Origin of the sequence: Amycolatopsis alba DSM 44262, assembly GCF_000384215.1 — a bacterium.
Taxonomy (GTDB): Bacteria; Actinomycetota; Actinomycetes; order Mycobacteriales; family Pseudonocardiaceae; genus Amycolatopsis; species Amycolatopsis alba.
In genome coordinates this window covers 368,995-392,435 of the sequence record NZ_KB913032.1, presented here as the reverse complement: position 1 = coordinate 392,435, position 23,441 = coordinate 368,995, and the positions used below count along the sequence as shown (strand labels likewise).

Annotated in this window: 22 protein-coding genes and 1 tRNA gene; 11 read left to right on the top strand and 12 right to left on the bottom strand. The window is 69.7% G+C overall.

Going from position 1 to position 23,441, the window contains the following annotated elements:
• The first annotated feature begins 37 nt into the window (after positions 1-37).
• Positions 38-526: a hypothetical protein gene (locus tag AMYAL_RS0101715; RefSeq protein WP_020629569.1), complete on the top strand. Its 489-nt coding sequence runs from the start codon at positions 38-40 to the stop codon at positions 524-526.
• On the opposite strand, the gene AMYAL_RS0101710 is transcribed toward AMYAL_RS0101715, so the two are convergent.
• The 3 genes from AMYAL_RS0101710 to AMYAL_RS0101700 form a co-directional block, all read right to left on the bottom strand.
• Positions 507-1,505: an aliphatic amidase gene (locus tag AMYAL_RS0101710; protein ID WP_020629568.1), complete on the bottom strand. Its 999-nt coding sequence runs from the start codon at positions 1,503-1,505 to the stop codon at positions 507-509. The genes AMYAL_RS0101715 and AMYAL_RS0101710 overlap by 20 nt on opposite strands.
• Positions 1,492-2,115, bottom strand: coding sequence for an AmiS/UreI family transporter (locus AMYAL_RS0101705; RefSeq protein ID WP_020629567.1), 624 nt, complete (start codon positions 2,113-2,115; stop codon positions 1,492-1,494). Before AMYAL_RS0101705 ends, AMYAL_RS0101710 begins: the two co-directional genes overlap by 14 nt.
• Positions 2,116-2,199: 84 nt before the next feature.
• Positions 2,200-3,276, bottom strand: a complete 1,077-nt coding sequence (locus tag AMYAL_RS0101700) for a substrate-binding domain-containing protein (RefSeq protein WP_280632797.1) — start codon at positions 3,274-3,276, stop codon at positions 2,200-2,202.
• A gap of 87 nt (positions 3,277-3,363) precedes the next feature.
• Here AMYAL_RS0101700 and AMYAL_RS0101695 point away from each other — a divergent pair, with 87 nt between their 5' ends.
• A complete protein-coding gene (locus AMYAL_RS0101695) occupies positions 3,364-3,774 on the top strand; it encodes a MarR family transcriptional regulator (protein WP_051137493.1) in 411 nt (136 codons plus the stop codon).
• 3 nt (positions 3,775-3,777) lie between these two features.
• Here the strand turns inward: AMYAL_RS0101695 and AMYAL_RS0101690 are convergent, their stop codons facing one another.
• Positions 3,778-4,410, bottom strand: a complete 633-nt coding sequence (locus AMYAL_RS0101690; RefSeq protein WP_020629564.1) for an MFS transporter — start codon at positions 4,408-4,410, stop codon at positions 3,778-3,780.
• A 79-nt stretch (positions 4,411-4,489) separates the two neighbouring features.
• Here AMYAL_RS0101690 and AMYAL_RS0101685 point away from each other — a divergent pair, with 79 nt between their 5' ends.
• The 3 genes from AMYAL_RS0101685 to AMYAL_RS0101675 are packed head-to-tail and all read left to right on the top strand — an operon-like array spanning position 4,490 to position 7,055.
• Positions 4,490-5,173 (top strand): response regulator transcription factor, encoded by a 684-nt coding sequence (locus AMYAL_RS0101685; protein ID WP_020629563.1) that lies wholly within the window; start codon positions 4,490-4,492, stop codon positions 5,171-5,173.
• Positions 5,170-6,573, top strand: coding sequence for a sensor histidine kinase (locus AMYAL_RS45485; protein ID WP_020629562.1), 1,404 nt, complete (start codon positions 5,170-5,172; stop codon positions 6,571-6,573). The genes AMYAL_RS0101685 and AMYAL_RS45485 overlap by 4 nt, the downstream gene beginning before the upstream one ends.
• The gene (locus tag AMYAL_RS0101675; protein WP_020629561.1) at positions 6,570-7,055 is read left to right on the top strand and encodes a GerMN domain-containing protein; all 486 of its coding nucleotides are present in this window, start codon (positions 6,570-6,572) and stop codon (positions 7,053-7,055) included. Before AMYAL_RS45485 ends, AMYAL_RS0101675 begins: the two co-directional genes overlap by 4 nt.
• On the opposite strand, the gene AMYAL_RS0101670 is transcribed toward AMYAL_RS0101675, so the two are convergent.
• The 7 genes from AMYAL_RS0101670 to AMYAL_RS0101640 form a co-directional block, all read right to left on the bottom strand.
• Entirely contained in the window at positions 7,052-8,245 is a 1,194-nt protein-coding gene (locus AMYAL_RS0101670) for an ABC transporter permease (RefSeq protein ID WP_026466648.1), read from the bottom strand. The genes AMYAL_RS0101675 and AMYAL_RS0101670 overlap by 4 nt on opposite strands.
• Positions 8,242-8,931, bottom strand: a complete 690-nt coding sequence (locus AMYAL_RS45480; RefSeq protein WP_020629559.1) for an ABC transporter ATP-binding protein — start codon at positions 8,929-8,931, stop codon at positions 8,242-8,244. The genes AMYAL_RS0101670 and AMYAL_RS45480 overlap by 4 nt, the downstream gene beginning before the upstream one ends.
• Positions 8,928-9,983, bottom strand: a complete 1,056-nt coding sequence (locus AMYAL_RS0101660; protein ID WP_020629558.1) for a peptidoglycan-binding protein — start codon at positions 9,981-9,983, stop codon at positions 8,928-8,930. Before AMYAL_RS0101660 ends, AMYAL_RS45480 begins: the two co-directional genes overlap by 4 nt.
• The gene (locus tag AMYAL_RS0101655; RefSeq protein WP_026466647.1) at positions 9,980-10,588 is read right to left on the bottom strand and encodes a hypothetical protein; all 609 of its coding nucleotides are present in this window, start codon (positions 10,586-10,588) and stop codon (positions 9,980-9,982) included. Before AMYAL_RS0101655 ends, AMYAL_RS0101660 begins: the two co-directional genes overlap by 4 nt.
• A gap of 361 nt (positions 10,589-10,949) precedes the next feature.
• Positions 10,950-11,023 (bottom strand) — tRNA-Arg (locus AMYAL_RS0101650).
• A 242-nt stretch (positions 11,024-11,265) separates the two neighbouring features.
• On the bottom strand, positions 11,266-11,655 hold the full coding sequence (locus AMYAL_RS0101645; RefSeq protein WP_020629556.1) for a peptidase inhibitor family I36 protein: 390 nt from the start codon (positions 11,653-11,655) through the stop codon (positions 11,266-11,268).
• 186 nt (positions 11,656-11,841) lie between these two features.
• Positions 11,842-12,891 carry a LacI family DNA-binding transcriptional regulator gene (locus AMYAL_RS0101640; protein ID WP_020629555.1) on the bottom strand — a complete coding sequence of 350 codons (1,050 nt, stop codon included), beginning with the start codon at positions 12,889-12,891 and terminating at the stop codon, positions 11,842-11,844.
• A 121-nt stretch (positions 12,892-13,012) separates the two neighbouring features.
• On the opposite strand from AMYAL_RS0101640, the gene AMYAL_RS0101635 reads away from it, so the two are divergent.
• On the top strand, positions 13,013-14,191 hold the full coding sequence (locus AMYAL_RS0101635) for an MFS transporter (RefSeq protein WP_020629554.1): 1,179 nt from the start codon (positions 13,013-13,015) through the stop codon (positions 14,189-14,191).
• Positions 14,192-14,291: 100 nt separating this feature from the next.
• Positions 14,292-15,428: a sensor histidine kinase gene (locus AMYAL_RS0101630; RefSeq protein ID WP_020629553.1), complete on the top strand. Its 1,137-nt coding sequence runs from the start codon at positions 14,292-14,294 to the stop codon at positions 15,426-15,428.
• Here AMYAL_RS0101630 and AMYAL_RS0101625 read toward each other — a convergent pair.
• Entirely contained in the window at positions 15,402-16,040 is a 639-nt protein-coding gene (locus tag AMYAL_RS0101625; RefSeq protein WP_020629552.1) for a histidine phosphatase family protein, read from the bottom strand. The genes AMYAL_RS0101630 and AMYAL_RS0101625 overlap by 27 nt on opposite strands.
• A gap of 42 nt (positions 16,041-16,082) precedes the next feature.
• On the opposite strand from AMYAL_RS0101625, the gene AMYAL_RS0101620 reads away from it, so the two are divergent.
• The 4 genes from AMYAL_RS0101620 to AMYAL_RS0101605 all read left to right on the top strand — a co-directional run bounded on the left by AMYAL_RS0101620 (position 16,083) and on the right by AMYAL_RS0101605 (position 23,290).
• A complete protein-coding gene (locus AMYAL_RS0101620; protein ID WP_020629551.1) occupies positions 16,083-18,110 on the top strand; it encodes a bifunctional copper resistance protein CopD/cytochrome c oxidase assembly protein in 2,028 nt (675 codons plus the stop codon).
• 171 nt (positions 18,111-18,281) lie between these two features.
• Entirely contained in the window at positions 18,282-18,737 is a 456-nt protein-coding gene (locus AMYAL_RS0101615; protein ID WP_020629550.1) for a single-stranded DNA-binding protein, read from the top strand.
• Between the two features lie 97 nt (positions 18,738-18,834).
• Complete coding sequence (gene ettA / locus AMYAL_RS0101610; RefSeq protein ID WP_020629549.1) at positions 18,835-20,511, top strand: energy-dependent translational throttle protein EttA; 1,677 nt, start codon at positions 18,835-18,837, stop codon at positions 20,509-20,511.
• A 16-nt stretch (positions 20,512-20,527) separates the two neighbouring features.
• On the top strand, positions 20,528-23,290 hold the full coding sequence (locus AMYAL_RS0101605) for a hypothetical protein (protein WP_026466646.1): 2,763 nt from the start codon (positions 20,528-20,530) through the stop codon (positions 23,288-23,290).
• Positions 23,291-23,441 lie beyond the last annotated feature (151 nt).

Here is a 23,441-nt window from a genome sequence, read left to right as displayed (position 1 = left end):
ATCATCGCGGATCACGGACGTCGGTGGTCCGGGGAGGGTGATCCACATCGAGTACGTCATCGCCTGGTCCGCCTTCCTCGGCGGCTGGCTCCTCGTCGCCGGGCCCATGTACCAGGGCGCGCTCGAACTCCGCGAGGAGAGCGAGCGGTTCGACGACCTGCGTTCGGTCCAGACGCGCCGTCCCACCGGCGGCACCCCCGCGTCGCGCTGGTGGTGGCTGGTGCCGCCGGTGGCCGTCCTCAAGGAACGCCGTCGCCGGAAGAAGGCGCAGCGCGAGTTCATGAAGACGCTCACGCCCGGCCAGCGGCGCACCATGACCACCTTCGCCAACAAGGCCAAAGGCTGGTTCATCGTATGCGCGGGCGCCTTCTTCATCGCCCTCAAGGAAACGTGGCATCTGAACCATCTGTACCACTGGCCTTTGTGGACCTACATCGCGCTCGTGCTCGTCCCGCTGGTGCTGAGTTTCGCCCACACGTCACGGGGTGTCCGGCTCACGGTCCTCATCATGGGTGCCGAGGAGTGATGGTGTCGCGAGTGATCGACTCCACGTTCTCCTGTGCCTTCTTCGCGTCGGTGACCCAGAGCTTGTAGAAGTCGAACGGGCAGTCCGCCACGCCCTTGTCGCCCTCGTCCGCGTCCTGCACGCCGGTGTAGCCGCGGTGCAGCAGCTTGAAGATGTGGTTCTGGGACTGGTCGTAGGTCCGCGCGTCGCGGATCGCCGACACCGAGAGCTGCGCGTACTGGATCCCGTATTCCTCTTCGCCGGTCTCGCCGAGCGTGCGCCCGTCGAAGCCGATGATCGCGGAATGCCCGAAGTACGAGTACACGCCGTCGAAACCGGCGGCGTTCGCCACGGCCACGTAACAGTTGTTGGCCCACGCCATCGCCTTGGCCATCAGGACCTGCTGTTCCTTGGCCGGGTACATGTAGCCCTGGCAGCGCACGATCAGCTCGGCGCCCTTCATCGCGCAGTCGCGCCAGATCTCCGGGTAGTTCCCGTCGTCGCAGATGATCAGCGAGATCTTCATGCCCTTGGGGCCGTCGCTGACGTAGGTCTCCTCGCCGGGGTACCAGCCTTCGATCGGGCACCACGGCAGGATCTTGCGGTACTTCTGGACGATCTCGCCGCGGTCGTTGATGAGCACGAGCGTGTTGTACGGCGGTTTGTTCGGGTGGTCCTCGTGCCGTTCACCGGTGATGGAGAAAACGCCCCAGGTCTGCGCTTCGCGGCACGCGGCGGCGAAGATTTCGGTTTCCTCACCGGGAATCGTCGCCGCCGTCTCGTACATTTCCTTGGGGTCGTACATGATGCCCTGCGTCGAGTACTCCGGGAAGATCACGAGGTCCATGCCGGGCAGGCCGGACTTCATGCCCACCACCATTTCGGCGATCTTGCGGGCGTTGTCGAGGACTTCGGCCTTGGTGTGCAGGCGCGGCATCTTGTAGTTGACCACCGCGACGCCGACCGTGTCCGGGCTGGCGGAAATGTCACCGTGTCGCATTGAGACTCCTTTTCTCGGTGGAAATTCGGGACGGGCTGAGTACCGCGGCCGCCACGACCAGCACCACCGCGATCGCGGCCGCCAGCAACGCCGTCCCGGCGTCGCTGCGGTACGCGCCGGTCAGGCCGAGGAAGGCGGGCACCGTGCAGGTCGGCTGGCTGAGCAGGAGGACGGTCCAGCCGGTGAACCGCGTCAGCCTCTCCTTGCCGAGGCCGAGCACCAGGAAGAACAACCCCCACAACAGCGCCCAGGACAGCCAGATGACGCCGAACACCGGATCGTTGTCGTGCCAGAAGGCGATTCCCGCGTACACCACGGCGGCGCCCGCCACGAAGAGCGAGAACCAGCCGATGCCTTCGGGCGCCAGGCCGGCGAGGTTCGCGATGCCGACGTACAGGTAGGTGAAGCCGAACAGGTACAGGCCGGAAGCGGCGAGGATCGCGTCCTGGTTCCCGCCCGCCTGGACGATGAGGACGGTCGGGGTGACGCACTGCAAGGCGCCGACGAACAGGTTCAGCACCGCCGCCGACCGGGGTGGTATCCGGCCGAGCAACATCAGGCCGTTGATCATCAAGGCGGCGCCGACGTAGAGCAGGCCCACGTTGCCCATGCTCACCTCCGCGCAATGTGCATCACATGGAATAATTCCAAATGAAAGTATGTGGTGTGCCGGGGTGAGTCAAGAGGTGGCGTTTCAGAGCCGGGTGAGGACTTCGAAGTCGTAGCCGTCGGCGACCGCGAGATGGACGTGCTGATCGGCCTGCTGCCCGCGGAACTCGATCGTGCCGCGCGGCCCGTGATAGGCGACGCCGTCGATCGCCGCGTTGAGCGCGGGCAGCTCCGGCGTCCCCGCCCGGCGGACGAGTTCCGCCAGCGTGTGCAGTCCCTCGTAACAGGATTCGGCCGCGTTGTTCAAGGCCGGGGCGCCGGGACCGTTGCGGTCGACGTAGCGGCCGAGCAGGTCCATCGCGTCGGCGGTGACCATGGACCGGAAGTAGGCGGCGGAGACGTACAGGTTGCCGGTCGCGTTCGCGCCGCTGGCGAGGAGCATGTTCTCCTCCATCAGCGGGCTGAACCGGATCAGGCGGTCGCTGAGCCCCTGCGCGGCGAAGGCCCGGTTGAAGCGGACCGCGTCCTGTCCGACCAGCAACATGAGCACACCGTCGCTTGTGGACTGTTCGACCTGACGGACCACTGTGGACATGTCGCCTTCGCCGAGCCCGACGAAGGCCTCGCCGGTGATGCGCAGGCCGAGATCCTTGGCGTAGTGCCGGATCGCCCGTGCCGACCGATGCGGCCAGACGTAGTCGTCGCCGACGACGAACCAGCGCCGGGCGCCGAGGTGGTCGCGCAGCCAGCGCAGGGCCGGTTCGATCTGGCAGCGCGGTGTCTCGCCCGTGCAGAAGATGCCCGAACGGCGCTCGCCGCCTTCGTAGAGCGAGGTGTACACGTACGGGATCCTGTCGGCGACCACCGGCGCGAGCGCGTTCCGGATCGACGAGATGTGCCAGCCGCTCACCGCGTCGACTCCTCCGCTGTCGACGAGGCGCCGCAGGTCTTCGGCCACTTGTCCTGGGCTGCCGCCGCCGTCGACCACCTCGGCCTCGACCTGCCTGCCGAGGATGCCGCCGGACTCGTTGAGTTCGTGGACGGCCAGCTCCGTGATCGCCTCGCAGGACGGGCCGAACAGCCCGGCGGGCCCCTGCAGCGGGACCACCATGGCCACGCGCCAGGTGTCGTCGCGGGGCCGTGTGGCGAGGCGTAGGGGCATGGCGCTCCGTGCGGTGGCCCGGTAAGGTCAAAGTGCTTTCACCTGGAAGTATTGCGAGGGTGTCCGGTTTTGGCAAGGGGACGGGATATGGGGACAAGCGGCGTCGCGACCGCCGGAATGTCGATCACCGGCTCGCTCACCCGTGCCGCCAGGGCCGTCGCCGCCATGGTCGAGCAGGTGCTCGCCAAGGAAGGGCTCACCCTCGACCAGTGGCTGGTGCTGGACGCGCTGAGCGGCAAGGGCGGCCTCGCCATGGCCGACCTCGCCGACCGGACACTCGCCACCGCCCCGACGCTGACCAGGGTGGTCGACAAACTGGTCACCACCGCGCAGGCGTACCGCGAGGTCGACGCCGCGGACAGGCGCCGCGTGCTCGTCCACCTCAGCGCCCGCGGCCGGGCGACGCACCGGCGCGTGGCCGCGAAGGTGTCGGAAGTGGAAGCCGGGCTCGACGTGCCGGACGAACTGCTCGTGGCGTTACGGGGTCTCGGCGGCTGAAAGTCAGGCGTACGGCTGCGCCGGTGTCTTCGCCTTGACCAAGGCGACGATGCCGAGGACTCCCGCGACGACGAGCGCGACGAACACGAACAGCGCGGCCACCAAGAACACCAGGCGGAAGCCGGTGGCGTCCGAAAGCAGTCCACCGAGGACCGGCGCGATCACCAAGGCGAGGACGCCGAGACCCGCCGTGATCCCGGCCGCGGCGCCGCGACCGGACCGGAGCCGCCGGATCAGCGCGACGGTCACCCCGAGGACGGCGCCCGCGCCGAGTCCGCCGAGCACCCGGCCGACCAGGAGCAGGCCGCTGGTGGGGACGAAGGCGACCAGCAACACGCCGAGGAGCATCAAGACGATCGCGGGTACGGTCACCGGCGTCGGGAAGCGCCCGCCGAGCAGCAGACCCGCCGGGAAGGCGATCGCGGCCGCGACAAGATACGAGACGAGGCCGGTCAGCAGCAGGGACTGGCTGGACATGCCCAGATCGATCTGCAGGGCCGACCCGCCGTCGAAGCGGTAGATCACGGTGACCAGGAAAAGGCCGATGAGTGCGGCGAAGCCGGGTCCGATGAGCAGCCACCAGGGAGGTCCGGGGGTCGGCCGCGGGTCACGCTGTGTCGGCGTCGGCGCATACATGCGCACAACCTATAGCGCCCGGTGCCACCTGCGGACCACTTCGTCGATACTGCCGCGCCAGGGCGCCATAATCACGGCCATGCCGCATGTCCTGCTGATCGAAGACGATGTGTCCATTCGCGACGCGATGGAACTCGTCCTGCGGCGTCACGGTCACGACGTCGACGCCGCAGGCAGCGGTGAGGACGGGCTCGACCTGGTGCGGCGTCCCGGCGCGGGCGGGATCGAGGCGGTCGTGCTCGATCTGATGCTGCCGGGGATCGACGGTTTCGAGGTGTGCCGCCGCCTCCGTGAGCTGAGCACGATGCCGATCATCATGCTCACCTCCCGCGGCGACGATGCCGACATCGTCCGTGGTTTGGAGGCGGGCGCCGACGACTACGTGGTGAAGCCGGTGACGGCGCGGGTGCTGGAGGCCAGGATCCGCGCGGCCGTCCGCCGGGTCGTCCCGGCGGCGCGCGAACGGGAGGACCACGACGGGCTCGTCCTCGACCGCGCGGGCCTGACCGTCACCAAGAACGGCGTCCCGCTGGCGATCCCGCCGACCGAACTGCGGCTGCTGCTGGAGCTGTCCGCCTCGCCGGGCCGGGTCTTCACCCGTGAGCAGCTCCTGGAACTGGTCTGGGAGCACGATTACTTCGCCGACGCGCGGCTGGTCGACGCCGCCGTCGGGCGGTTGCGCGTCAAGATCGAAGACGTCGCTTCCCGGCCGCGTTACGTGCAGACCGTGCGCGGATTCGGCTACCGCTTCGGGCCGCTGTGAGGTTCGGCGGGCTTCGCGGTCGTCTGCTGGTTGCGTTCGTGCTGGTGTCGCTGCTCAGCGCCGCCACCGCCACGGTGCTGGCCTACGACAAGGCCCGCGAGGCGATTCTCGAACGTGCGGGTTCCTCGGCGGTGCAGAACTTCCGCGACCGGGTGAACGCGGCCGTCGGGGAGTTCGAAGTCCCGCCCGATCGGCGTGCGCTGGACCGGCTCGCCGAGGCCGTCGCCTCCGGCACCCGCGACGCACGGGTCGTCGTCCGGTACCAGGATCTCGTGGCACCGGCCGAGCAGGAGGCGATCCCCGCCGGGCTGCGGGACCGGGTGCGGGCCGAGAACCGGTCGAGTTTCCAGCGGGTCGACTGGAACGGCGCGCCGTGGCTCGTGGTGGGCACCCCGGTCACGTTCGCCGGTTCCGGGCGGCCGTCCGGCGTCGAGGTGTTCCAGGTGATCTCGCTGCAGCCGGAGCAGGACGACATCGCGGCCCTGCTGACGTCCGTCCGCGACGGTGTCGTCCCGGTGGTGCTGCTCGCCGCCGTGCTCGCCCTGCTCTCCGCCGGGACCGTGCTGCGGCCCGTCCGGCGGCTCGCGCGGGCGACCCGGCGGCTGGCCGGTGGACGGCTGGAGACCCGCGTCCCGGTCAAGGGCCGCGACGAACTCGCCGATCTCGCCAGGGACTTCAACGAAACGGCCGACGCGCTGCAGTCGTCGGTCGCCGAGCTCCGGGAGCAGGAGGCCCGCGCGCGACGGTTCGTCGCCGACGTCTCCCACGAACTCCGGACGCCGCTCGCCGCGATGACCATGGTGTCGTCCGTGCTCGACGAGGACGCCGGCGACCTGCCGCCGGACACGGCCCACGCCGCCCGCACGGTGAGCGCCGAGACCGCCGGACTCGCCAGGCTCGTCAACGACCTCATCGAGATCTCCCGTTTCGACGCCCAGGCCGCGACGCTGACCCTGCAGGACCTCGACGTCGCCGAAGTCCTCCGCGCGACGTTGTCCACCCGAGGCTGGACAGACCAGGTCTCGGCCGAGCTGGTGACAGTGCGGGCCCGGCTCGACCGGCGGCGGCTGGACGTCATCGTCGCCAATCTCGTCGGGAATGCCCTCCGGCACGGCGAGCCGCCGGTGACGGTGGTGCTGAGGCCGACCGAGGCCGACGTGCTCGTCGAGGTCGCCGATCGCGGGCCGGGGCTCACGGCGGAGGCGGCACGGCACGTGTTCGAACGGTTCTACAAGGCCGACAGTGCCCGCACCCGGTCCGAAGGCAGCGGTCTCGGGCTGGCCATCGCGCAGGAGAACGCGCGGCTGCACGGCGGGGTCATCACCCACGCCGATCGCGAAGGCGGTGGTGCGGTCTTCATCCTTCGCTTGCCCCGCAACGGAAAGGAGGACGGCCGATGAAACGGGCGATCGTCTCCCTCGCGGCCGTGGCCCTCGTCGCCTGCTGCGGCGTGCGGCCGACCGAAGTGCTCGACGGCGGCGCACCGGCGTCCGGAATCCCCGAAGGCATGCGGATCTACTTCGCCTCGGACAAAGGATTGCGCGGCGTTTCCCGCCCCGACAAGGAGATCACGGACCTCGCCGCCGCCGTCAAACTCGTCATCGCCGGACCGAACGAAGCGGAACTCGCCGCCGGGCTCACCGATCTGACCGCCGTCACCGGCGAGTTCTCCGCGTCCGCCGCCGAAGGACAGGTGACCGTGCGGCTGCCGCGGACGCCGGTGACCGGCGTCGCCGGGATGGCCGCCGGACAGCTGGTCTGCAGCCTCTCCCGTGCCGAGTCTCTGCAGCACGGGACCCGGCCCGACGCGGTGCGGGTGACCGTCGTGGCCCAGGGCGGGACGGTCGGGCCGTACCAGTGCTCCCAGTTCCTGGGCGGTTAGGTCGCGTTGAGCGCGACAGTCGGGTGAAGCCGTGATGCCCGTACAGCCGGGTAAAGCCCCGCGACGACACCGATCACCAACGTCGCGCCCAGCCCCGCGCCCAATGCCCACGGCGGGATGACCGCGATCCAGCCCTGCGCCTCGGCGTACCCGACGGTCGCGACCGCACCGAGCGCCGCCCCCGCCACCCCGCCCAGCGCCGACAGCAGCAGCGATTCGGTGAGGAACTGCAGGAGGATGGCGTTCTTGGTGGCGCCGAGCGCCCGCCGGAGCCCGATCTCCCGTCGTCTTTCCAGCACCGAGACGACCATCGTGTTGGCGACCCCGACCCCGCCGACCAGCAACGCGACCGCACCCAGCCCCAGCATCAGCGTGGTCAGTCCCTTGTCCGTCGCGGCCTTGGCGACCAGCGCGTCGGACGGCCGGGACACCTTCACCGAGTGCTCGTCACCTGGATTGACCGTGCGGGCAAGGACACCTCGGACGGCTTCCACCGAGGCGTCGGAGGAGCGCTCGAAGATCGTGGTCGGATGCCCGTCGAAGCCGAACAACCTTTCCGCGACAGGAAAACCGACCAACGCGACCCGGTCGAGGGTTGGCATGAGCTCGACGGGTGCCAGTATCCCGATGACCACGAACCACTCGTCGTTCATCAGGATCTTGGCGCCAGGCCCGGTCACGCCCAGCCGTTCGGCCGCGATCGCCCCGAGCACGACGGTGGGCACGCGCTCGCTCGCCGGATCCAGCCAGCGGCCCTGCTCGACCCGCGCGCCCAGCGCGTCGAGCAGGTCGATGCGCGTGGCCTGCGTCGTGACGCCCGGCGCGAGTTCCTCGGGGACGGCGTCGCTGCGCCGCACCCGCGCGTCGACCTCGGCGGTGGCGGTGACCTTCTCGACCGGGCTGATCCGCTCGACCATCGCGACCGCGGCCTTGGGGAGCTTGACCGGTTTGCCGTGGGCGTCCTTGCCTGCCTCGACGGTCAGCAGGTTCGTGCCGAGCCGGTCCAGCTGCGCCATCAGATCGGCCCGGCTGGACGTGGACAGCCCGACCACCGCGACCATCGTCGCGATCCCGATGGCGATGCCGAGCGCGGACAGCACCACCCGTGTCCGGCGGGCCCGCAGCCCGCTTACGCCCACCCGGAGGATGTCGGGAGGAGTGAGCCGGGCGGGTTTCAGCGGTGTGCTCACGGCGCCGTCACCGCCGCCCTGGTGTCGAAGACGATCCCGCCGTCCCGGAGCCCGACGCGCCGGGGGAGCCGCGCGGCGATCTCGGTGTCGTGGGTGATGACGCAGATCGTCGTGCCGCTCGCGTTCAACTCGTGGATCAGGCCCAGCACCACCTCGCCGGACGCGGTGTCCAGCGCTCCCGTCGGCTCGTCGGCGAGGAGCAGGCCGGGTTCGCCGACCAGCGCCCGCGCGATCGCGACGCGCTGCTTCTCCCCGCCGGACAACTCCTCGGGCGTATGACCCAGCCGGTGACCGAGCCCGACCCTGTCGAGAGCCACACGAGCCCGGCCGCGACGCTGTCTCATCGGCACACCCGCGTACAGCAGCCCGTCGGCGACGTTGGCCACGGCATCCCGGCCCGGCGCCAGGTGGAACTGCTGGAACACGAACCCGATGTGCCGGGCACGTAACGCCGACAGCCTGGCGTCCGACAGCCCGCCCACGTCGTGACCCGCCACCCGCACCGTGCCCGACGTGGCCCTGTCGAGCGTGCCGATCAGGTTGAGCAGCGTGGACTTGCCCGACCCCGACGGCCCGACGATGGCGACCAGTTCGCCCTGGTCGATCCGGAGGTCGACCCCGCGCAGCGCGGACACACCACCGGGATAGGACTTGGTGGCCGCGGCCAGTTCGATCACCGCCGTCATGGCTTGGCCGCTCCCACCTTCATGCCCTCGGCCAGCCCGCCGCCGGTGATCTCGATCCGGCCGTCGGCGCTCATCCCGGTCTCGACCCGCACGGTCGTGGTCGTGGACTCGCGGACGATCTGCAGGCCGTAGCCGCCTTCGCGCAACGCGACGATGGCTTCGACCGGGACAGTCAGCACCCCCTTCCGGCTCTCTTGGATGAACTTCACACTGGACGTTCCAGCGGTGTCGTCGGGTACGGCGGCGCCGTCGTCCAAGGTGATCTCCACCTGGATCCCGGCCGGGGCTTCGGCGCCGTTCCCGGACTCCGCCCGGACCGTCCCGGACACCTGCCCGCCCGCCGTGGTGCCTTCCGGCAACGTGACCTCGACACGGGTGCCCGCCTTCGCCAGCGCCTGGTCGTCCTTGTCCAGCTGAGCCCGCACGACCGGTTTGGTCGACGCGATCGTCAGCACGGCCTTGTCCGCGCCGACCTGGTCGGCCAAGGCCGCGTCGGCGGCCACCACGCGGACCGGTCCTGGCTGGAAGACCAGGTCACCTTTGCCGAGGTCGCCGGTCGGCTCCAGCACGCCGAGCGCCTTCTGCCAGGACTTCACCGCGGCCTGGGTGGCTTCGTCGTACTTGTTGTCGACAGGCATGCCCCTGCCTCGTCCGAGGTCGCGGAGATTGCGCTTCAGCTGCTGGACGTCCGGTCCCAGCGTGCCGACGGTCAGGTCACGGAACATCGGCGTCGACCCGTAGAGCAGGACGACCGGTCGGGCGTCCCGCTTGTACAGGACCTGACCTCGCTCGACGGTCTTCCCCGGCTCGGCGGCTTGCGTCACCGTTCCCTCCACCGGGGATTTCACGGCGCGACGGTCGGCGTAGTCGAAGTGGCCGTCGATGGTCTTGCTCCGCACCAGATCACCACGGGTGACCTCGGCGACCGCCGGCGGCGCGTCCGCGGCGTTCGCCTTGCCGCCGGGTTCGTCGCGGCCCATCACGACGAAGACGCTCACCCCGGCGACGGTCGCGACCGCCACCATCGCGCCGATCGTCAGCCAGCGCCTCACTGCATGCCTTGCGCTTGCTCGATGAGCTTGTCCCGGCACGCCGTCTCGGCCTGTTTGTACGCCGGTGAGTTCGTGCTGAGCTGTGGGTCGGCAGGGCTGGGGTCGCCACCGGGCTGGGCGATCCCGTTCAGCATGGCCGGATTGGTGAACTTGCTGACGCCGTTGGCCCGCATGCACTGGGCGTGGGCCAGCAGCGACTCGTACACCTTCTGCTGGTCCTTCTCCGGCTCCAGCTGCATCGCCTTCTGCATCGGCTCCTTGCACGCCTGCATCGCGTCGCCGAGCTTCGTCTGAGAGTCCTTGCGCTCCTCCTCTTCCTGGATGACTTCGATCTTGGGCCAGTCGGCGTAACCGGACAGCAAGGGATCCGGCCAGTCCTTCAAACCCTCCTTGCGCATGCACTGGGTGTAGGCGAGTTGTGCGTCGTAGAAGGCGCTCTTCCCTTCAGCCCGCGGGGCGGCGGAAGAAGCGGACGGCGAGGCCGCTGACGGCGGATTCGCCGAGGCGATCTCCGCTTCCTGCTTCTCGCCACCGCAAGCCGCTGTGAACACCAACGGGAGGGCGATCAACGCGGCCAGCCGCCGTGAACGTGTTTCGCTGCTCATGCGGACGAGCATGCGAGCGGCACATGGTCGTCCTTCTACGAAGACATGATGGGAACGTAACAACGCGACACCGCGCGGCTTGGACGTGAATCTTTCTTACGTGGCCCACCGGTGGACCCTTTTCGCGCAGTCGTGTCGCCTGGTGAACTTCCGCCCGTGCTGGGCGGATTTCCGAGTTGCGGCAAGGCCTGCCGTGAGTGTCGGCATGATCACGAGGGGTAGGCGGGGATGGGGTGTCGTCCTGGTACCTCGTCTGGGGGTACCAGGACGGCATCTGGCCCAAAGTGGCCAGTTTATGGCCATTCCGGCCTCCACGAGACCTTTGTTGGCTGGCCACACATGCGTGTGACCAGCCGCGACGTGCCCCCGGCAGGACTTGAACCTGCGACCTAGAGATTAGAAGGCTCTTGCTCTATCCAGCTGAGCTACGAGGGCCGACGTCGGCGACGTTGGGTGTCGCCCAGCACCGGCAGCTTAGCCGTCGCCAACCTGTCGATCGTTCGACACCGCCAGATCGTTTCAGGTCGAGCCCACCGTTTTTTGGAACGCCCGTGAGCGCGTCACGACGCGGGGTGACGCGCCCACGGGCTGGGGCCGCTTCGGGGGAGCGGCCCCAGGGTTCGTGCAGGTCGCGAGTCGACTCTTCCGCGAGCGACCGGCACGAACCGTCGGGGTGGTCAGTCCCAGATCTTGAGGGCGCGGATCACGAACGGTCCCTGGGGTACGTAGGTGCCGCCACCCGGATAGGTGATGAAATCTCCCTCCGTCGTGCATTCTTCGCTCTGGTAAATCGTCACGTCCCGGCTCAGGCGGTTGACGAACGAATGTCCGTCGAAGCCTTCGGGTAGCGGAATGCATTCCTCGGGATTGGAGGTGCGAAGGTCGAATTTGTGCACGGTGCCGCTGAAGGATTCTTCGCCCCAGACGCAGAACTCGCCCTTCTGGCAGGCGGGTGTGGGCGGGGCGTCGGTCGCGCTCGCGACTCCGGTACTGGTCAGCAGTCCGAACACGGCCAGCAGGAGCACATGCGGGAGGCGTGCGCGAAGGTTCGTCAAACGTTGTTGCATGGCTGGGTTCTCCCCCGTGAAGCGGCGGCCGGTGGCCGTCGGTGAATGTGTGATTCCACGATGACCCGAGGGGAAGGCTTTGTCTGCCCGCATTTCTACTTCTGTGGATAAGTAGTTGTGCGCCGCTCGATCGGGGCGAGTTGTCCACAGATCGCCGGGACGTCTTGCGAGTGCCGAATTCGGCTGCTAAGCGGGCGCGGTGGACTCCCGGACGACCAGTTCGGCGGGCACCTCGGCGGGGGCGGGTGCCTTCTCCCCGCGCAGCAGGCCCAGCACCAGATCGCCGGCCGCCCGGCCCTTGGCGGTGAGGTCCTGCCGGACCGTCGTCAGCGGTGGTTCGGACCAGCGCGCGGGCGGGACGTCGTCGAAACCCACGACGGAAAGATCACCCGGTACGGACAGCCCGAGATGCCTCGCCGCCGAGATCGCCGCCAGTGCCAGCAGATCCGACATGCACAACAGCGCTGTCGGCCGCGGGTGCCGGTCCAGCAGGCCGAAAGCGCTCGGGAGCGCGCCCTCGACCGAGAGCCCGGACGCCTCCCAGATCGGCACGTCCGCCGCCGGGACACCCGCCTCGGCCAGCGTCTCCAGGTAACCGGCCATCCGTTCGCGGTTGTCGTGGAACCGGCTGTTCCCGGCCTCCGCGACGCTCAGTTCGCCCCCGCGTGGCGCCGAGAGGCACTGCGCCGAGAAGATCCCGATCCGCCGGTGCCCGAGTTCCAGCAGATGCCGGGCCGCCGCGGCCGCCCCGGCCCGGTCCGCCACCCCGATCCTGGCCGAACCGCGGATATGCGGCTGGTCGATCACCACCAGCGGCAGGCCGCGATCCCGGACCGCGTTCAGTGCCGGCGCGCCGTCTGCCAGCGAATACGCCACCGCGATGTCGGCTTGCGCGGTCAGGATCCGCTCCGCGCGCGGGCCGCCGCTCTCGCCGTCGCCGGGGAGCAGCAGCAAGGCATGCCCCTCGGGATCGACGACGGTCGAAAGCGCGTCGAGGGTGACCGACAGTGCGGGATCCGAGAACGCCGTCGAGAGATTCGTGTCGAGCAGGACGGCGATCGCGCCGGTGCGACTGGTCGCCAGGCTGCGCGCCGTCGGGTTCGGCCCCGCGTATCCGATCTTCTTGGCCGCGCGAAGCACCTCTTCCCGCAGCTGAGCGGACAGCTGGTCGGGCCGGTTGTAGGCGTTGGACACGGTCGCCCGCGACACCCCGACGGCGTCGGCGACATCGTCCAACGTCGGCCTTCGCCGTCGCGTGCTGGTCACCGCGGCAGTCTAGTCCCGGTCGTGATCGATGGACTTTCTGAAGCGCTTAAGTCATTCTGAGGGAACAGGAATCGGAAGGAGACTTGGGTCTATGCGTGACCGTACGGCCGTTTTCGTCGTGTTCGCGCTCAACGGGGCCGCGCTCGGCTCCTGGGCACCGCGCACTCCGGCGCTGTCGGAAAGGGTGAACGCTTCACCGGGGGTCTTCGGCCTGGCCCTGCTGGGTGCCAGCGTCGGCATGCTGATCGCGGCGTCGGTTTCGGGACGGCTGATCGAGCGGCACGGTGCCCGCGCGGTGGTCGCGGGCAGCACGATCATCGCTTGCGCCGCGCTGCCGATGATCGGCTTCTCGACGTCGGTCATCCTGCTGGCCGGGGCGTTGTTCGTCCTCGGCGCGAGTGTCGGCGCGCTGGATGTCGCGATGAACGTCGCGGGCGTCGAGGTGGAGCGCCGGTCCGGGCGGGCCGTCATGCCGGTCCTGCACGCCGGGTTCAGTTTCGGCGCTCTGGCGGGCTCCATCGCCGCCGGATTCGCCGCTTCACACCAGTGGTCGCCGGGGCGGCATCTCACCGTCGCCGCGCTGGCCGCGCTCGTCGTGCTCGCCTTCGTCGTCGTGGCGGTGCCCGGCGCGCGGCCCGAGCACGCGGAGCCCGTCGAGAAGCCTCGGGTGCCGCCGATCAAACGTCCCGTCCTCTGGCTGCTGGCCGCCATCGCGCTGTTCTCGGCGATCGCGGAAGGCGCGAGTTCGGACTGGTCCGCCCTGCTGATGACGTCCGTGCACGGGGTCGGTGACGGTGCCGCGGCCTTCGCCTACTCCGGGTTCGCCCTGGCCATGGCGCTCGCCAGGCTCGCGGGCGCCTGGCTTCAGAACCGCTTCGGCGCCACCCGTGCGTTGGCGGTGGGCGCTGGGATCGCCGCGGCCGGACTCGTGCTCGCCGCGCTGGCCCCTCTCCCGGTGTTCGGGTTCGTCGGTTTCGCGCTGGCGGGGGCCGGGCTGGCCGCGGCCTTCCCGATCGCGTTGAGCCTCGCGGGGGCCTCGGGCAAACGCGCCGACGGCACCGGAGGCGAGCGGGAGCTGGCCTTCGTCACCGCGATCGCCTACACCGGCTTCCTCGCCGGGCCACCGCTGATCGGCGGGATCGCGCAGGTGACGTCGCTTTCGGTGTCGTTCCTGTTCGTCGGCCTGACCGCCGCGCTGATCGTCCCGTCCGCCGTGGCCGCGGCGCGGGCGCGGAAACGAGAGGAGGTCTCAGAACCCGTCACCCGTTGACATCCGCGCCGGACCGCGGGCAAGCTTCTCGGTAAACTGAGATGAATGCGACCTGGTCGCAGTTTCAGGGCGGCTGATCCGGGGGAGGAGCGGCGTGAGGGTGCTGATGTTCGGGGGTGGCGTGGGGATCCCGGCGAGGCTGGTGCAGACCACGTTGCCCCGGCTCACTCTGGTCCCGGTGGTGTTCCGGCTGGTGATGCTGGCGCAGGCGCTGTGGACGGCAGGCCTCACCGGATCCTCGGTGCTGTGGACGTTCGCGGTGCTGCACCTGGTGCCGAACGTCGCCGAAGCGGCCTGGATCTTCCGCTGGTCACCGGCCGGCACGCGGCTGGTGCCGGTGGCCGACGCCGGGGTCGCCGTCCTCTTCGTCCTGGGGGCCACACTGGCCGGACAGGACATCCTGATCACGTCGATCACCTGGACCCACCTGATGGGGACGGTGATGATCTGGACCTTGCTGCGCGGCGCGGCGTCGGGAGCACTGGTCATCGGCGGCGCGGTGGCGTTGCACGCCGTCCTGGACCCGGCTTCCTCGTTCGCTCTCTTCCTCACGCTCGCGACAGCGCTGGTGGCGTCGCTCGCGCTGGTCGGCCTGGTCGGCGCTTCCATGCGGTTCGCGCTCGGATTCGGGGAGCAGCAGGGCCGCGCGGCGGAACGCGAACGGCACCGCCGCGACGTCCACGACACCGTCCTGCAGGTGATGGAGTCGTTCGCGATTCCCGCGCCCGCCGACGCACTCGATCCGGCGGCCAGCCTCGACCGCGTCCGCCGCACCGCCCGCGCCCAGGCGATGCGCATCCGGATCAGCCTCGAGCACGAACCCACCGGACCGATCGGACTGCACCAGCGGCTCCGGCTGCTCGCCGCCGAAATGGCCGCGGAAGGACTGCGGGCCGAGGTCGTCATCCAGGACGACGCCGACCCGGAGCTTTCGGAGGAGGCGGCCATGGCCCTGCACGACTCGGCGAGAGAGGCCTTGCGCAACACGCTGAAACACTCCGGGACCAGGCGGGCCGTCGTCAGCGTCGAAGGGATCGGCGGCGGTGTCTCCCTGACGGTGCGCGATCACGGCGCCGGTTTCGACGTCGGCGACCGGCGGCGCGGGTTCGGCCTCGAGAACTCGATCATCGCGCGGATGGCGGAGGTCGGCGGGTTCGCACGGATCGAATCGAGCCCTGGTCTGGGGACGAGAGTGGTGCTTCTCGCGCCCTCAGTCCTGAGTCTCCCCGTCGGGTGAGTCCCGCCACTGGCGGAACGGGCGGTCCAGCGCCCAGTTGCCGTTCACCCGCTCGACGACGCGGTATTCGCAGGTCGTCGGGTTGGACAAAGATTCGAACAGCTCGATGCTCCAGCCGAAGAGCCGTCGGCACAGCAACCGGATGGTCAGGCCGTGTGAGACGACCAGCACGGTCTCGGGGTGATCTTCGTCGCCCGCCGCCAGTTCGCTGAGGAACGCCGCGACCCGGTCGTCGACGTCCGCGCCGGACTCGCCGAACGGGAGCCGGTAGAAGAAGTGCCCGAACTCGTGACGGCGCTGCTTCTGGACTTCCTGCTCCTGCGGATCCTGAAGGTTGCCCCAGTCCTGCTCCCGTAGCCTCGGCTCCGGCACGATCCGCTCGCAGTCGGCACGGATGTCCAGTAGCCGCAACGTTTCCCGTGTCCGCAGATACGGGCTGACGTAGACCGCCGTCCGCTGCCCGCCGAGGATCTCCTTGAGCTTCGGGCCCGCCAGCCTCGCCTGCTCACGCCCGTCATCGGTGAGCGGGAGGGCGTGGTCGGGGATCCGGGTGTAGGCGAGCTCGTCGACGTTGCCGAGCGACTCGGCGTGCCTCAGCAGGATGATCCGCACGCCGCCATCTTGCCCGTTGCGCGTCCGGCTTACCCTCGTGACGTGCCTTCAGACCCCGAGACGAAACCGGCCCCACCCGCGCGGAAGGCCGGTGTCCTGCCGCTGGTGTCGATCGGGGCGCTCCTGGCCGCGGTGGTCGCCGTCGGCCTGGTCGCGCTGACCGGTGGCGCCGGTTACGTCATCGCAGGCCTGCCGGATCCGGGGCTGGTGACGCGTTACGGCATCACCGTCGTCCGGGTGCTGGCCGAAGCGGCTTCGGTGCTGTGCGTGGGTTCGCTGCTGCTCGCCGCGTTCCTTGTCCCGCCACAGAAGTCCGGCACGCTCGCGGCGGACGGCTACTCGGCCATCCGCGTCGCGGGCGTCGCCGCGTGGGTCTGGTTCTTCGCGGCCGCCGCGTCGATCTTCTTCTCCGCGGCCGACGGCGCGGGGCGCCCGTTCACCGAGGTGCTGTCGCCGCAGGTGCTGATCGACCTCGTGGACGCCATCGAGCAGCCCAAGGCCTGGCTGTTCACCGCGTTGATCGCGCTGCTGGTCGCGCTCGGCTGCCGTCTCGCGCTGACCTGGGGCTGGACGACGGTGGTCTTCTTCCTGTCCGTCGGCGGCCTGATCCCGGTCGCGGTCACCGGGCATTCCGCGAGCGGCGGCTCGCACGACATGGCGACCAACAGCCTGCTGTACCACCTGGTCGCCGCCGCGCTGTGGGTCGGCGGCCTGGTGGCGCTGCTCGCTCTCGGCTGGCGTCGTGGCGAAAACCTGAAGCTCGCCGCGACACGGTTCTCCAAGCTGGCGCTGGTCTGCTGGATCGTGATGGCGGTCTCCGGCATCGTGAACGCGCTGGTGCGGATCAGGATCACCGACCTGTTCACCACCGACTACGGCCTGCTGGTGGTCGCGAAGATCGTCGCGTTGCTGCTGCTCGGTGTCTTCGGGCATCAGCAGCGGCAGAAGGGCGTCGCCGGGCTGGTGAACGGTACCGGCGGCGGACAGCTGCTGCGGCTCGCCGCGGTCGAGGTGCTGATCATGTTCATCACGATCGGCATCGCCACGGGGCTCGCGAAGACCCCGCCGCCGCAGGAATCGTTCACCCAGCCGTCGACGACGGAACTGTTGATCGGCTACGACCTCTACGGTCCGCCCACCGTCTTCAGGCTGCTCACCGACTGGCGGTTCGACCTCGTCTACGGCACCCTCGCGATCGTTCTCGCCGGGCTGTACCTCGCCGGGGTCCGGCGGTTGCGGCGCCGCGGCGACACCTGGGCCACCGGCCGGGTCATCGCCTGGCTGGCGGGCTGTTTCGTGTTGCTGATCGCGACGTCGTCCGGCATCGGGCGGTACGCGCCCGCGATGTTCAGCGTGCACATGGGCAACCACATGCTGCTGTCCATGGTGGCGCCGGTGCTGTTCGTGCTCGGCGGACCCGTGACGCTCGCGCTGCGTGCCCTGCCCGCGGCGGGCAAGGACGCCCCGCCCGGACCGCGGGAATGGCTGCTCGCCTTCGTGCACTCGCCGCTTTCGCGGTTCCTGACGCATCCGATCGTCGCACTGCTGCTGTTCGTCGGTTCCTTTTACGGTTTGTACTTCTCCGGCCTGTTCGACTCCGCGCTGAACTACCACTGGGCGCATCTGGCGATGAACGCGCACTTCCTGCTCGCCGGCTACGTCTTCTACTGGCCGGTGATCGGCGTCGACCCGGCCCCGCGCCGGATCCCGCCGCTGGGACGGCTCGGGATGATGTTCGCCGCCATGCCGTTCCACGCGTTCTTCGGGATCGCGCTGATGAGCATGCAGACCGTGCTCGGCCAGGACTTCTACCGCGGCCTCAAACTGCCGTGGGTCACCGACCTGCTGACCGATCAGCGGCTCGGCGGCGGGATCGCGTGGGCGTCCGGTGAGCTGCCGGTCCTGCTGGTGCTCGTCGCGCTGCTGGTGCAGTGGGCGCGTCAGGACGAACGGGAAGCCCGGCGCAAGGACCGCCGTGAGGAAGCCTCGGGCGACGCGGATCTCAACGCCTACAACGCGATGCTGAAGAACCTCGCCGATCAGGGCCGGGGTCCGGGGAAGAGTTCGTAGCACACCCGGCAGGTATCGCCCGGCTTCCGGCCGGAGTTGTCCACAGGAAGCCCACATCGCCCGGAGTTGTCCACAGATCCCGTTCGTGTCCTTTTTCGCCCTTCGATCCGAGGCAGTCTGTGCTCAAGGGAGAAACCGGGAGCGGCCCGGCCGAGGCGAAAGGGAAGTGTGATGGCGATGGGCGAAACGTGGGTGACCATGATCGGCAATCTGACCAGCGAACCGGTCCACCATCCGGAGCGGGCGCACGGGCACGACATCGTGTCGTTCGGCTTGCGGAGTGTCGAACGCCGGTACGACAAGGAAAGAGGCGAGTGGGGCGAGGGGCGGCAACTCGCGGTCAAGGTCACCTGCTGGCGAAAGCTGGCGATGGCGGCGTTCGCGTGCCTGAGCAAGGGCGATCCGGTGATCGTGGCCGGTCGGCTGCGCGGCGCCGAGACCGCGGAGGAGATCCCGGCGCCTCTCGGTCTACCTGAGCTTGAGGCCTTCTCCATCGGCCCCAACCTCGCGCGGTGCTCGGTCGAGATCCAGCGGGCCGGGCGTGATCGGCCCAGGGCGATCCCGTTGTCTCCGCCGCCGGTGGGGAATCCCATGGTCACCGCGCTGGAGGACGCGCCCGTGGGCTGAGGGTCCCGATGCTCGCTCAGTGATGTCAGGCTGACTGTCGGTAGTTCGGTGGTGACCGCCGTCAAGGCCCCGATCGGCTCGCTCTACGATCGCTTGTATGGCCGAGTTCATCTACACCATGAAGAAGGTGCGCAAGACCGTCGGGGACAAGGTCATCCTCGACGACGTCAGCACCGCGTTCTACCCCGGCGCCAAGATCGGCGTGGTGGGGCCGAACGGCGCGGGTAAGTCCACCGTTCTGAAGATCATGGCGGGGATCGAGCAGGCCAGCAACGGCGAAGCCTTCCTCCAGCCTGGCGCCAGCGTCGGCATCCTCATGCAGGAGCCGGTGCTCAACGAAGAGAAGACCGTCCGCGAAAACGTCGAAGAAGGCCTTGGCGACATCAAGGTCAAGCTCAACCGCTTCAACGAGGTCGCCGAGCTGATGGCGACCGACTACAGCGATGAGCTGATGGAGGAGATGGGCAAGCTCCAGGAGGACCTCGACCACGCCGACGCGTGGGAGATCGACTCCGCGGTCGAGCAGGCGATGGACGCCCTGCGCTGCCCGCCGCCGGAAGAGCCGGTCACCCACCTCTCCGGTGGTGAGCGCCGCCGGGTCGCGCTGTGCAAGCTGCTCCTGTCCGCGCCCGACCTGCTGCTCCTCGACGAGCCCACCAACCATCTGGACGCCGAAAGCGTGCTGTGGCTGGAACAGTTCCTCGCCAACTACGCCGGCGCCGTCCTCGCCGTCACCCACGACCGGTACTTCCTGGACAACGTCGCGCAGTGGATCATGGAGCTCGACCGCGGCCGTGTCGTCGGCTACGAGGGCAACTACTCGACGTACCTGGAGAAGAAGCGCGAGCGCCTCGAGGTCCAGGGCAAGAAGGACGCCAAGCTCGCCAAGCGGCTGAAGTCCGAACTCGAATGGGTCCGGTCCAACGCCAAGGCCCGTCAGACCAAGTCGCGGTCCCGGCTGGACCGCTACGAGGAGATGGCCGCGGAGGCGGACAAGCACCGCAAGCTCGACTTCGAAGAGATCCAGATCCCGCCGGGGCCCCGGCTGGGCAGCGTGGTCGTCGAGGTCGAGAAGCTGCGCAAGGGTTTCGACGACCGTGTGCTGATCGACGGGCTGTCGTTCGACCTGCCGCGCAACGGCATCGTCGGCGTGATCGGGCCGAACGGTGTCGGCAAGACGACCCTGTTCAAGACGATCGTCGGGATCGAGGAGCCGGACGACGGCCGGGTCAAGATCGGCGAGACGGTCAAACTGTCCTATGTGGACCAGAACCGCGGCGGGATCGACCCGAAGAAGACGGTATGGGAGGTGGTTTCGGACAAGCTGGACTACATCCACGTCGGGCAGACCGAAATGCCCTCGCGTGCCTACGTCAGCGCGTTCGGTTTCAAGGGTCCGGACCAGCAGAAGCCGGCGGGCGTGCTCTCCGGTGGTGAGCGCAACCGGCTGAACCTGGCGCTGACCCTCAAGCAGGGCGGGAACCTGATCCTGCTCGACGAGCCGACGAACGACCTGGACGTCGAGACCCTGGGGTCGCTGGAGAACGCTCTCGAGCAGTTCCCCGGCTGCGCCGTGGTGATCTCGCACGACCGGTGGTTCCTCGACCGGGTCGCCACGCACATCCTCGCCTGGGAAGGCACCGACGAGAACCCCTCGCAATGGTTCTGGTTCGAAGGTAACTTCGAGGGCTACGAGAAGAACAAGGTCGAACGTCTCGGTGCCGAGGCGGCTCGTCCGCACCGCGTCACCCATCGCAAGCTGACCCGCGACTGAGGGCCGGGGGTTCCCCGTGGAAGCCAGCAAGCGCCAACGGCCGGGCTCACCCACCACCATGGTGGGTGGGCGGACGGCTGCCACCGGGGGAACCCTGTCCGCTGTCGGCAGGCTGATCGAACGAGCGGACGCCCTGCACCTGAGGGCGCCCGAACTCGCCTTGGTCCTCGGGGAGCGCGCGGCCGCGCTCGCCGAGGCGGCCGGTGCCGACGAGCAGTGGATCCGCGCGGAGAGCCTGGTGGTGACCGCTCGGGTGCGGCTCGGTGGCCGTCCCCGGACGGTCGGCCGGGCGGTGGCCGCCTTGCGCGCCGCCGAACACGCGGGCTACGGCGACATCGCCGCCCGGCTGAGGATCGACCTGGCAGTCTGCGCGCGTAGCGTCGGCATCCCGCTGACCGGGCTGGCCGCACTTCGCCCGCTGCTGGCGGATCCGGCGGTCTCACCGGCGCACCGGGCCGAGGCGTTGTGTCACCTCGTCGGCTGCTTGGCGCAGTTCGGCCGCAAGGCGGAACTGGACCGGGTGCTCGCCGAGGCGGACAAGCTCGTGGCAGGCGACGGTTCGATGACGGCGGATTCGCAGCTGCTGATCCGTGCGCTGCTGCGGGTCGGGGTGTCGGCGCATCGGCGTCGGCATGGCGACCTGACATCGGCCGCCGACGCCGCGCGGACCGGGCTGGGCATGCTGGAGAAGCTCGAAAACCCTGGCGACGACGGAGGTCTCGTCCGGGTCAGGCTGGTCCTGCAACTCGTCTGCACGTTGCTGGACCGGGGCGACACGGAGATGGCGATGGAGGTCGCGCAGCCGATCCTCGACGCGCCGGTCCGCGCCGCCGGGATAGCGCCCGCCGCGTGGCTGCGGCTGGCGGTGGCCACCCGTGTCCTGCTGCCCGCGGGATCAGGTGAAGCCGCGGGCATGCTCGTGCGAGAGTCGGTCGCCGGTACCGAGGACCACAATCTTCACGCCGTCACGGCGCGGCTGTGGCTGGAACTCGCGCAGATCGAGGAACGGCTCGGCCGGGCCGAGGAGGCCATCGGCTGCCTGCACCGTTCGCGTGCCGCCGAGCATCTGCACGCCCGCGCGCGCAGGCAGGCGTGCAACGTCCTGGTCGGTGAGTTCGGCGCGACCGAGAATGCCGCTGTCGACCTCGACGACGTCCTGCGGGCTGTCGCCGCGAGGCCGGCCGTCACGGCGGCTCCCGCTCCAGTGTCGGTTCCCGCGCCGGAGGCCGCCGAGGTGACCGCGGTGATGACGGCGATCGATGTGGCACCCCCGAAGCGGGCCGCGGCCGAGCCGCCGGTTCGCCACGAGCCGCCGCAGCCCGTGCGGCAAAGCAGGCAGCCGGAGCCCGCGCCGGCGCGGCACCGGCCGGTCGAGCCTTCGCGTCCAGCCACGCCTTCGCGGCAGGTTGAGCTTCCCATCGCATCTCCGCGGCAAACCGAGCCCTCTGCCGCACCCCTGCAGCAGACCGGACCCTCTCTCACACCCCCATGGCAAACCGAGCCCCCTTCCGCGCCTCCGCAGCAGATCGAGCCCACTGCCGCACCTCTGCGGCTAACCGGGCCTTCGCGGCAGACTGAGACGCCTTCCGCATCTCCGCGGCAGCCGGAGCGTCCCGTGGCGCCTCCGCGACCGGAGCCTGCCGTGGCACCGGTCGCGGAAAAGACCGAAGCGCCAGTACTGAAGCCGCCGCCTCGTCCGGAGCCGGTTCGGGAAGCCGCGGCGTCCGACAGCGATTGGCGGCGCCGGGTACCGAAGAAACCTCGGCAACCCAAGCCGACGATCAGGTTCGAGCCCAAGGCCGAACCCGCCGCGCCGAAGCTGATGCCGCCGCCGAAACCGGAGCCCGCGCCGAGCCCCGAGCCGGTAGCGCGTCCGGAACCGGAGCGCTCGCGGCGCCGCCGTCCGGAGGCGCCCGTGGCGCACGAGGCTCCCGAGACCGTCGTTCCGGATCCGGTGGCTGCCCGTCCGGAGCCCACGGCCGGCAGGCGGCGCGCCGAAGCACCGGCCCGGTACGAGGAGCCGATGCCCGTACCGGCCCCGGAACCCGTTGTCCCGGAACTGCTTCTGGCTCCGGAACCCGCGGCCGAACCCCGGCCGAGGATGACCGCGGAGACCGAACCGCCTCGTCCGCCGGGGACCGCCGCGCCGTTGTGGGAGAGCGACGAGTGGGCGGCCGAAGAGCGTGTCCGCCGGTCCGCCGCGCCCGTTTCGCGCAAGACCAGGCATGACGCCGAGCACGGTTCCGTGGCGGCGAAATCGGTACTGGACCGGCTCGGGATCTCGAGCGCGGGCGGCCAGGGGCGTGGCCGCCGTCGCGCGGATGGCGCCACGGATCCCGTCCATCCCGAACCCGTCGCCGAGGAACGCGCCCACCGGGAGCAGCCTCCGGTCGAGTACGCCGAACCCGCCGTCCCGCTCGCGCCGCCGCCTCGGGAAGACCCGCCGCCGTCGTACAACGGCGGAACACCGGAAACCCCCAAGGACGAGGTCGCGGATCCTTGGCTGCCGCGGTTGCGGATGCCGCCTGCCTTGGACCCGCTGACCGACACCGGCTCCTGGCGGCCGGTCACCCCCTTCCCGGAGAGCTACGCCCGCGCGATCGCGGAGGACGAGCCGCCGCCGGACGCCGGTCTCGCCGATCTGCTCGCCCGTGCGCTCGCCGAGCATCAGGCGGGGACGGCGAGCGCCGCCGCGCTCGTGAAACAACTCGGCTCACAGGACTCGGGAAAGCGTCCGGTCAACGGCCACGACCGGCACCGCGCCAACGGGAGCGACTGACCGCGCGATAGCAAAGGTCCCTTGCTCACCCCGGTGACCGCCGTGTGGGTCTTGAACGATTCAGTCGGCCGGGTGAGGCCGGGAGTCGTGTCCGTGCGCGGCAATGGGTGCTGGTCACCCCGGTGTGGCGGGTCGCGGGATGGGCCGGACA

Coding starts and splice junctions, on each gene's coding strand:
- AMYAL_RS0101710 (WP_020629568.1), bottom strand. CDS start 1,505: ATGCGACACGGTGACATTTCCGCCAGCCCGGACACGGTCGGCGTCGCG.
- AMYAL_RS0101705 (WP_020629567.1), bottom strand. CDS start 2,115: ATGGGCAACGTGGGCCTGCTCTACGTCGGCGCCGCCTTGATGATCAAC.
- AMYAL_RS0101700 (WP_280632797.1), bottom strand. CDS start 3,276: ATGCCCCTACGCCTCGCCACACGGCCCCGCGACGACACCTGGCGCGTG.
- AMYAL_RS0101695 (WP_051137493.1), top strand. CDS start 3,364: ATGGGGACAAGCGGCGTCGCGACCGCCGGAATGTCGATCACCGGCTCG.
- AMYAL_RS0101690 (WP_020629564.1), bottom strand. CDS start 4,410: ATGTATGCGCCGACGCCGACACAGCGTGACCCGCGGCCGACCCCCGGA.
- AMYAL_RS0101685 (WP_020629563.1), top strand. CDS start 4,490: ATGCCGCATGTCCTGCTGATCGAAGACGATGTGTCCATTCGCGACGCG.
- AMYAL_RS0101675 (WP_020629561.1), top strand. CDS start 6,570: ATGAAACGGGCGATCGTCTCCCTCGCGGCCGTGGCCCTCGTCGCCTGC.
- AMYAL_RS45480 (WP_020629559.1), bottom strand. CDS start 8,931: ATGACGGCGGTGATCGAACTGGCCGCGGCCACCAAGTCCTATCCCGGT.
- AMYAL_RS0101655 (WP_026466647.1), bottom strand. CDS start 10,588: ATGAGCAGCGAAACACGTTCACGGCGGCTGGCCGCGTTGATCGCCCTC.
- AMYAL_RS0101645 (WP_020629556.1), bottom strand. CDS start 11,655: ATGCAACAACGTTTGACGAACCTTCGCGCACGCCTCCCGCATGTGCTC.
- AMYAL_RS0101635 (WP_020629554.1), top strand. CDS start 13,013: ATGCGTGACCGTACGGCCGTTTTCGTCGTGTTCGCGCTCAACGGGGCC.
- AMYAL_RS0101615 (WP_020629550.1), top strand. CDS start 18,282: ATGGCGATGGGCGAAACGTGGGTGACCATGATCGGCAATCTGACCAGC.
- ettA (WP_020629549.1), top strand. CDS start 18,835: ATGGCCGAGTTCATCTACACCATGAAGAAGGTGCGCAAGACCGTCGGG.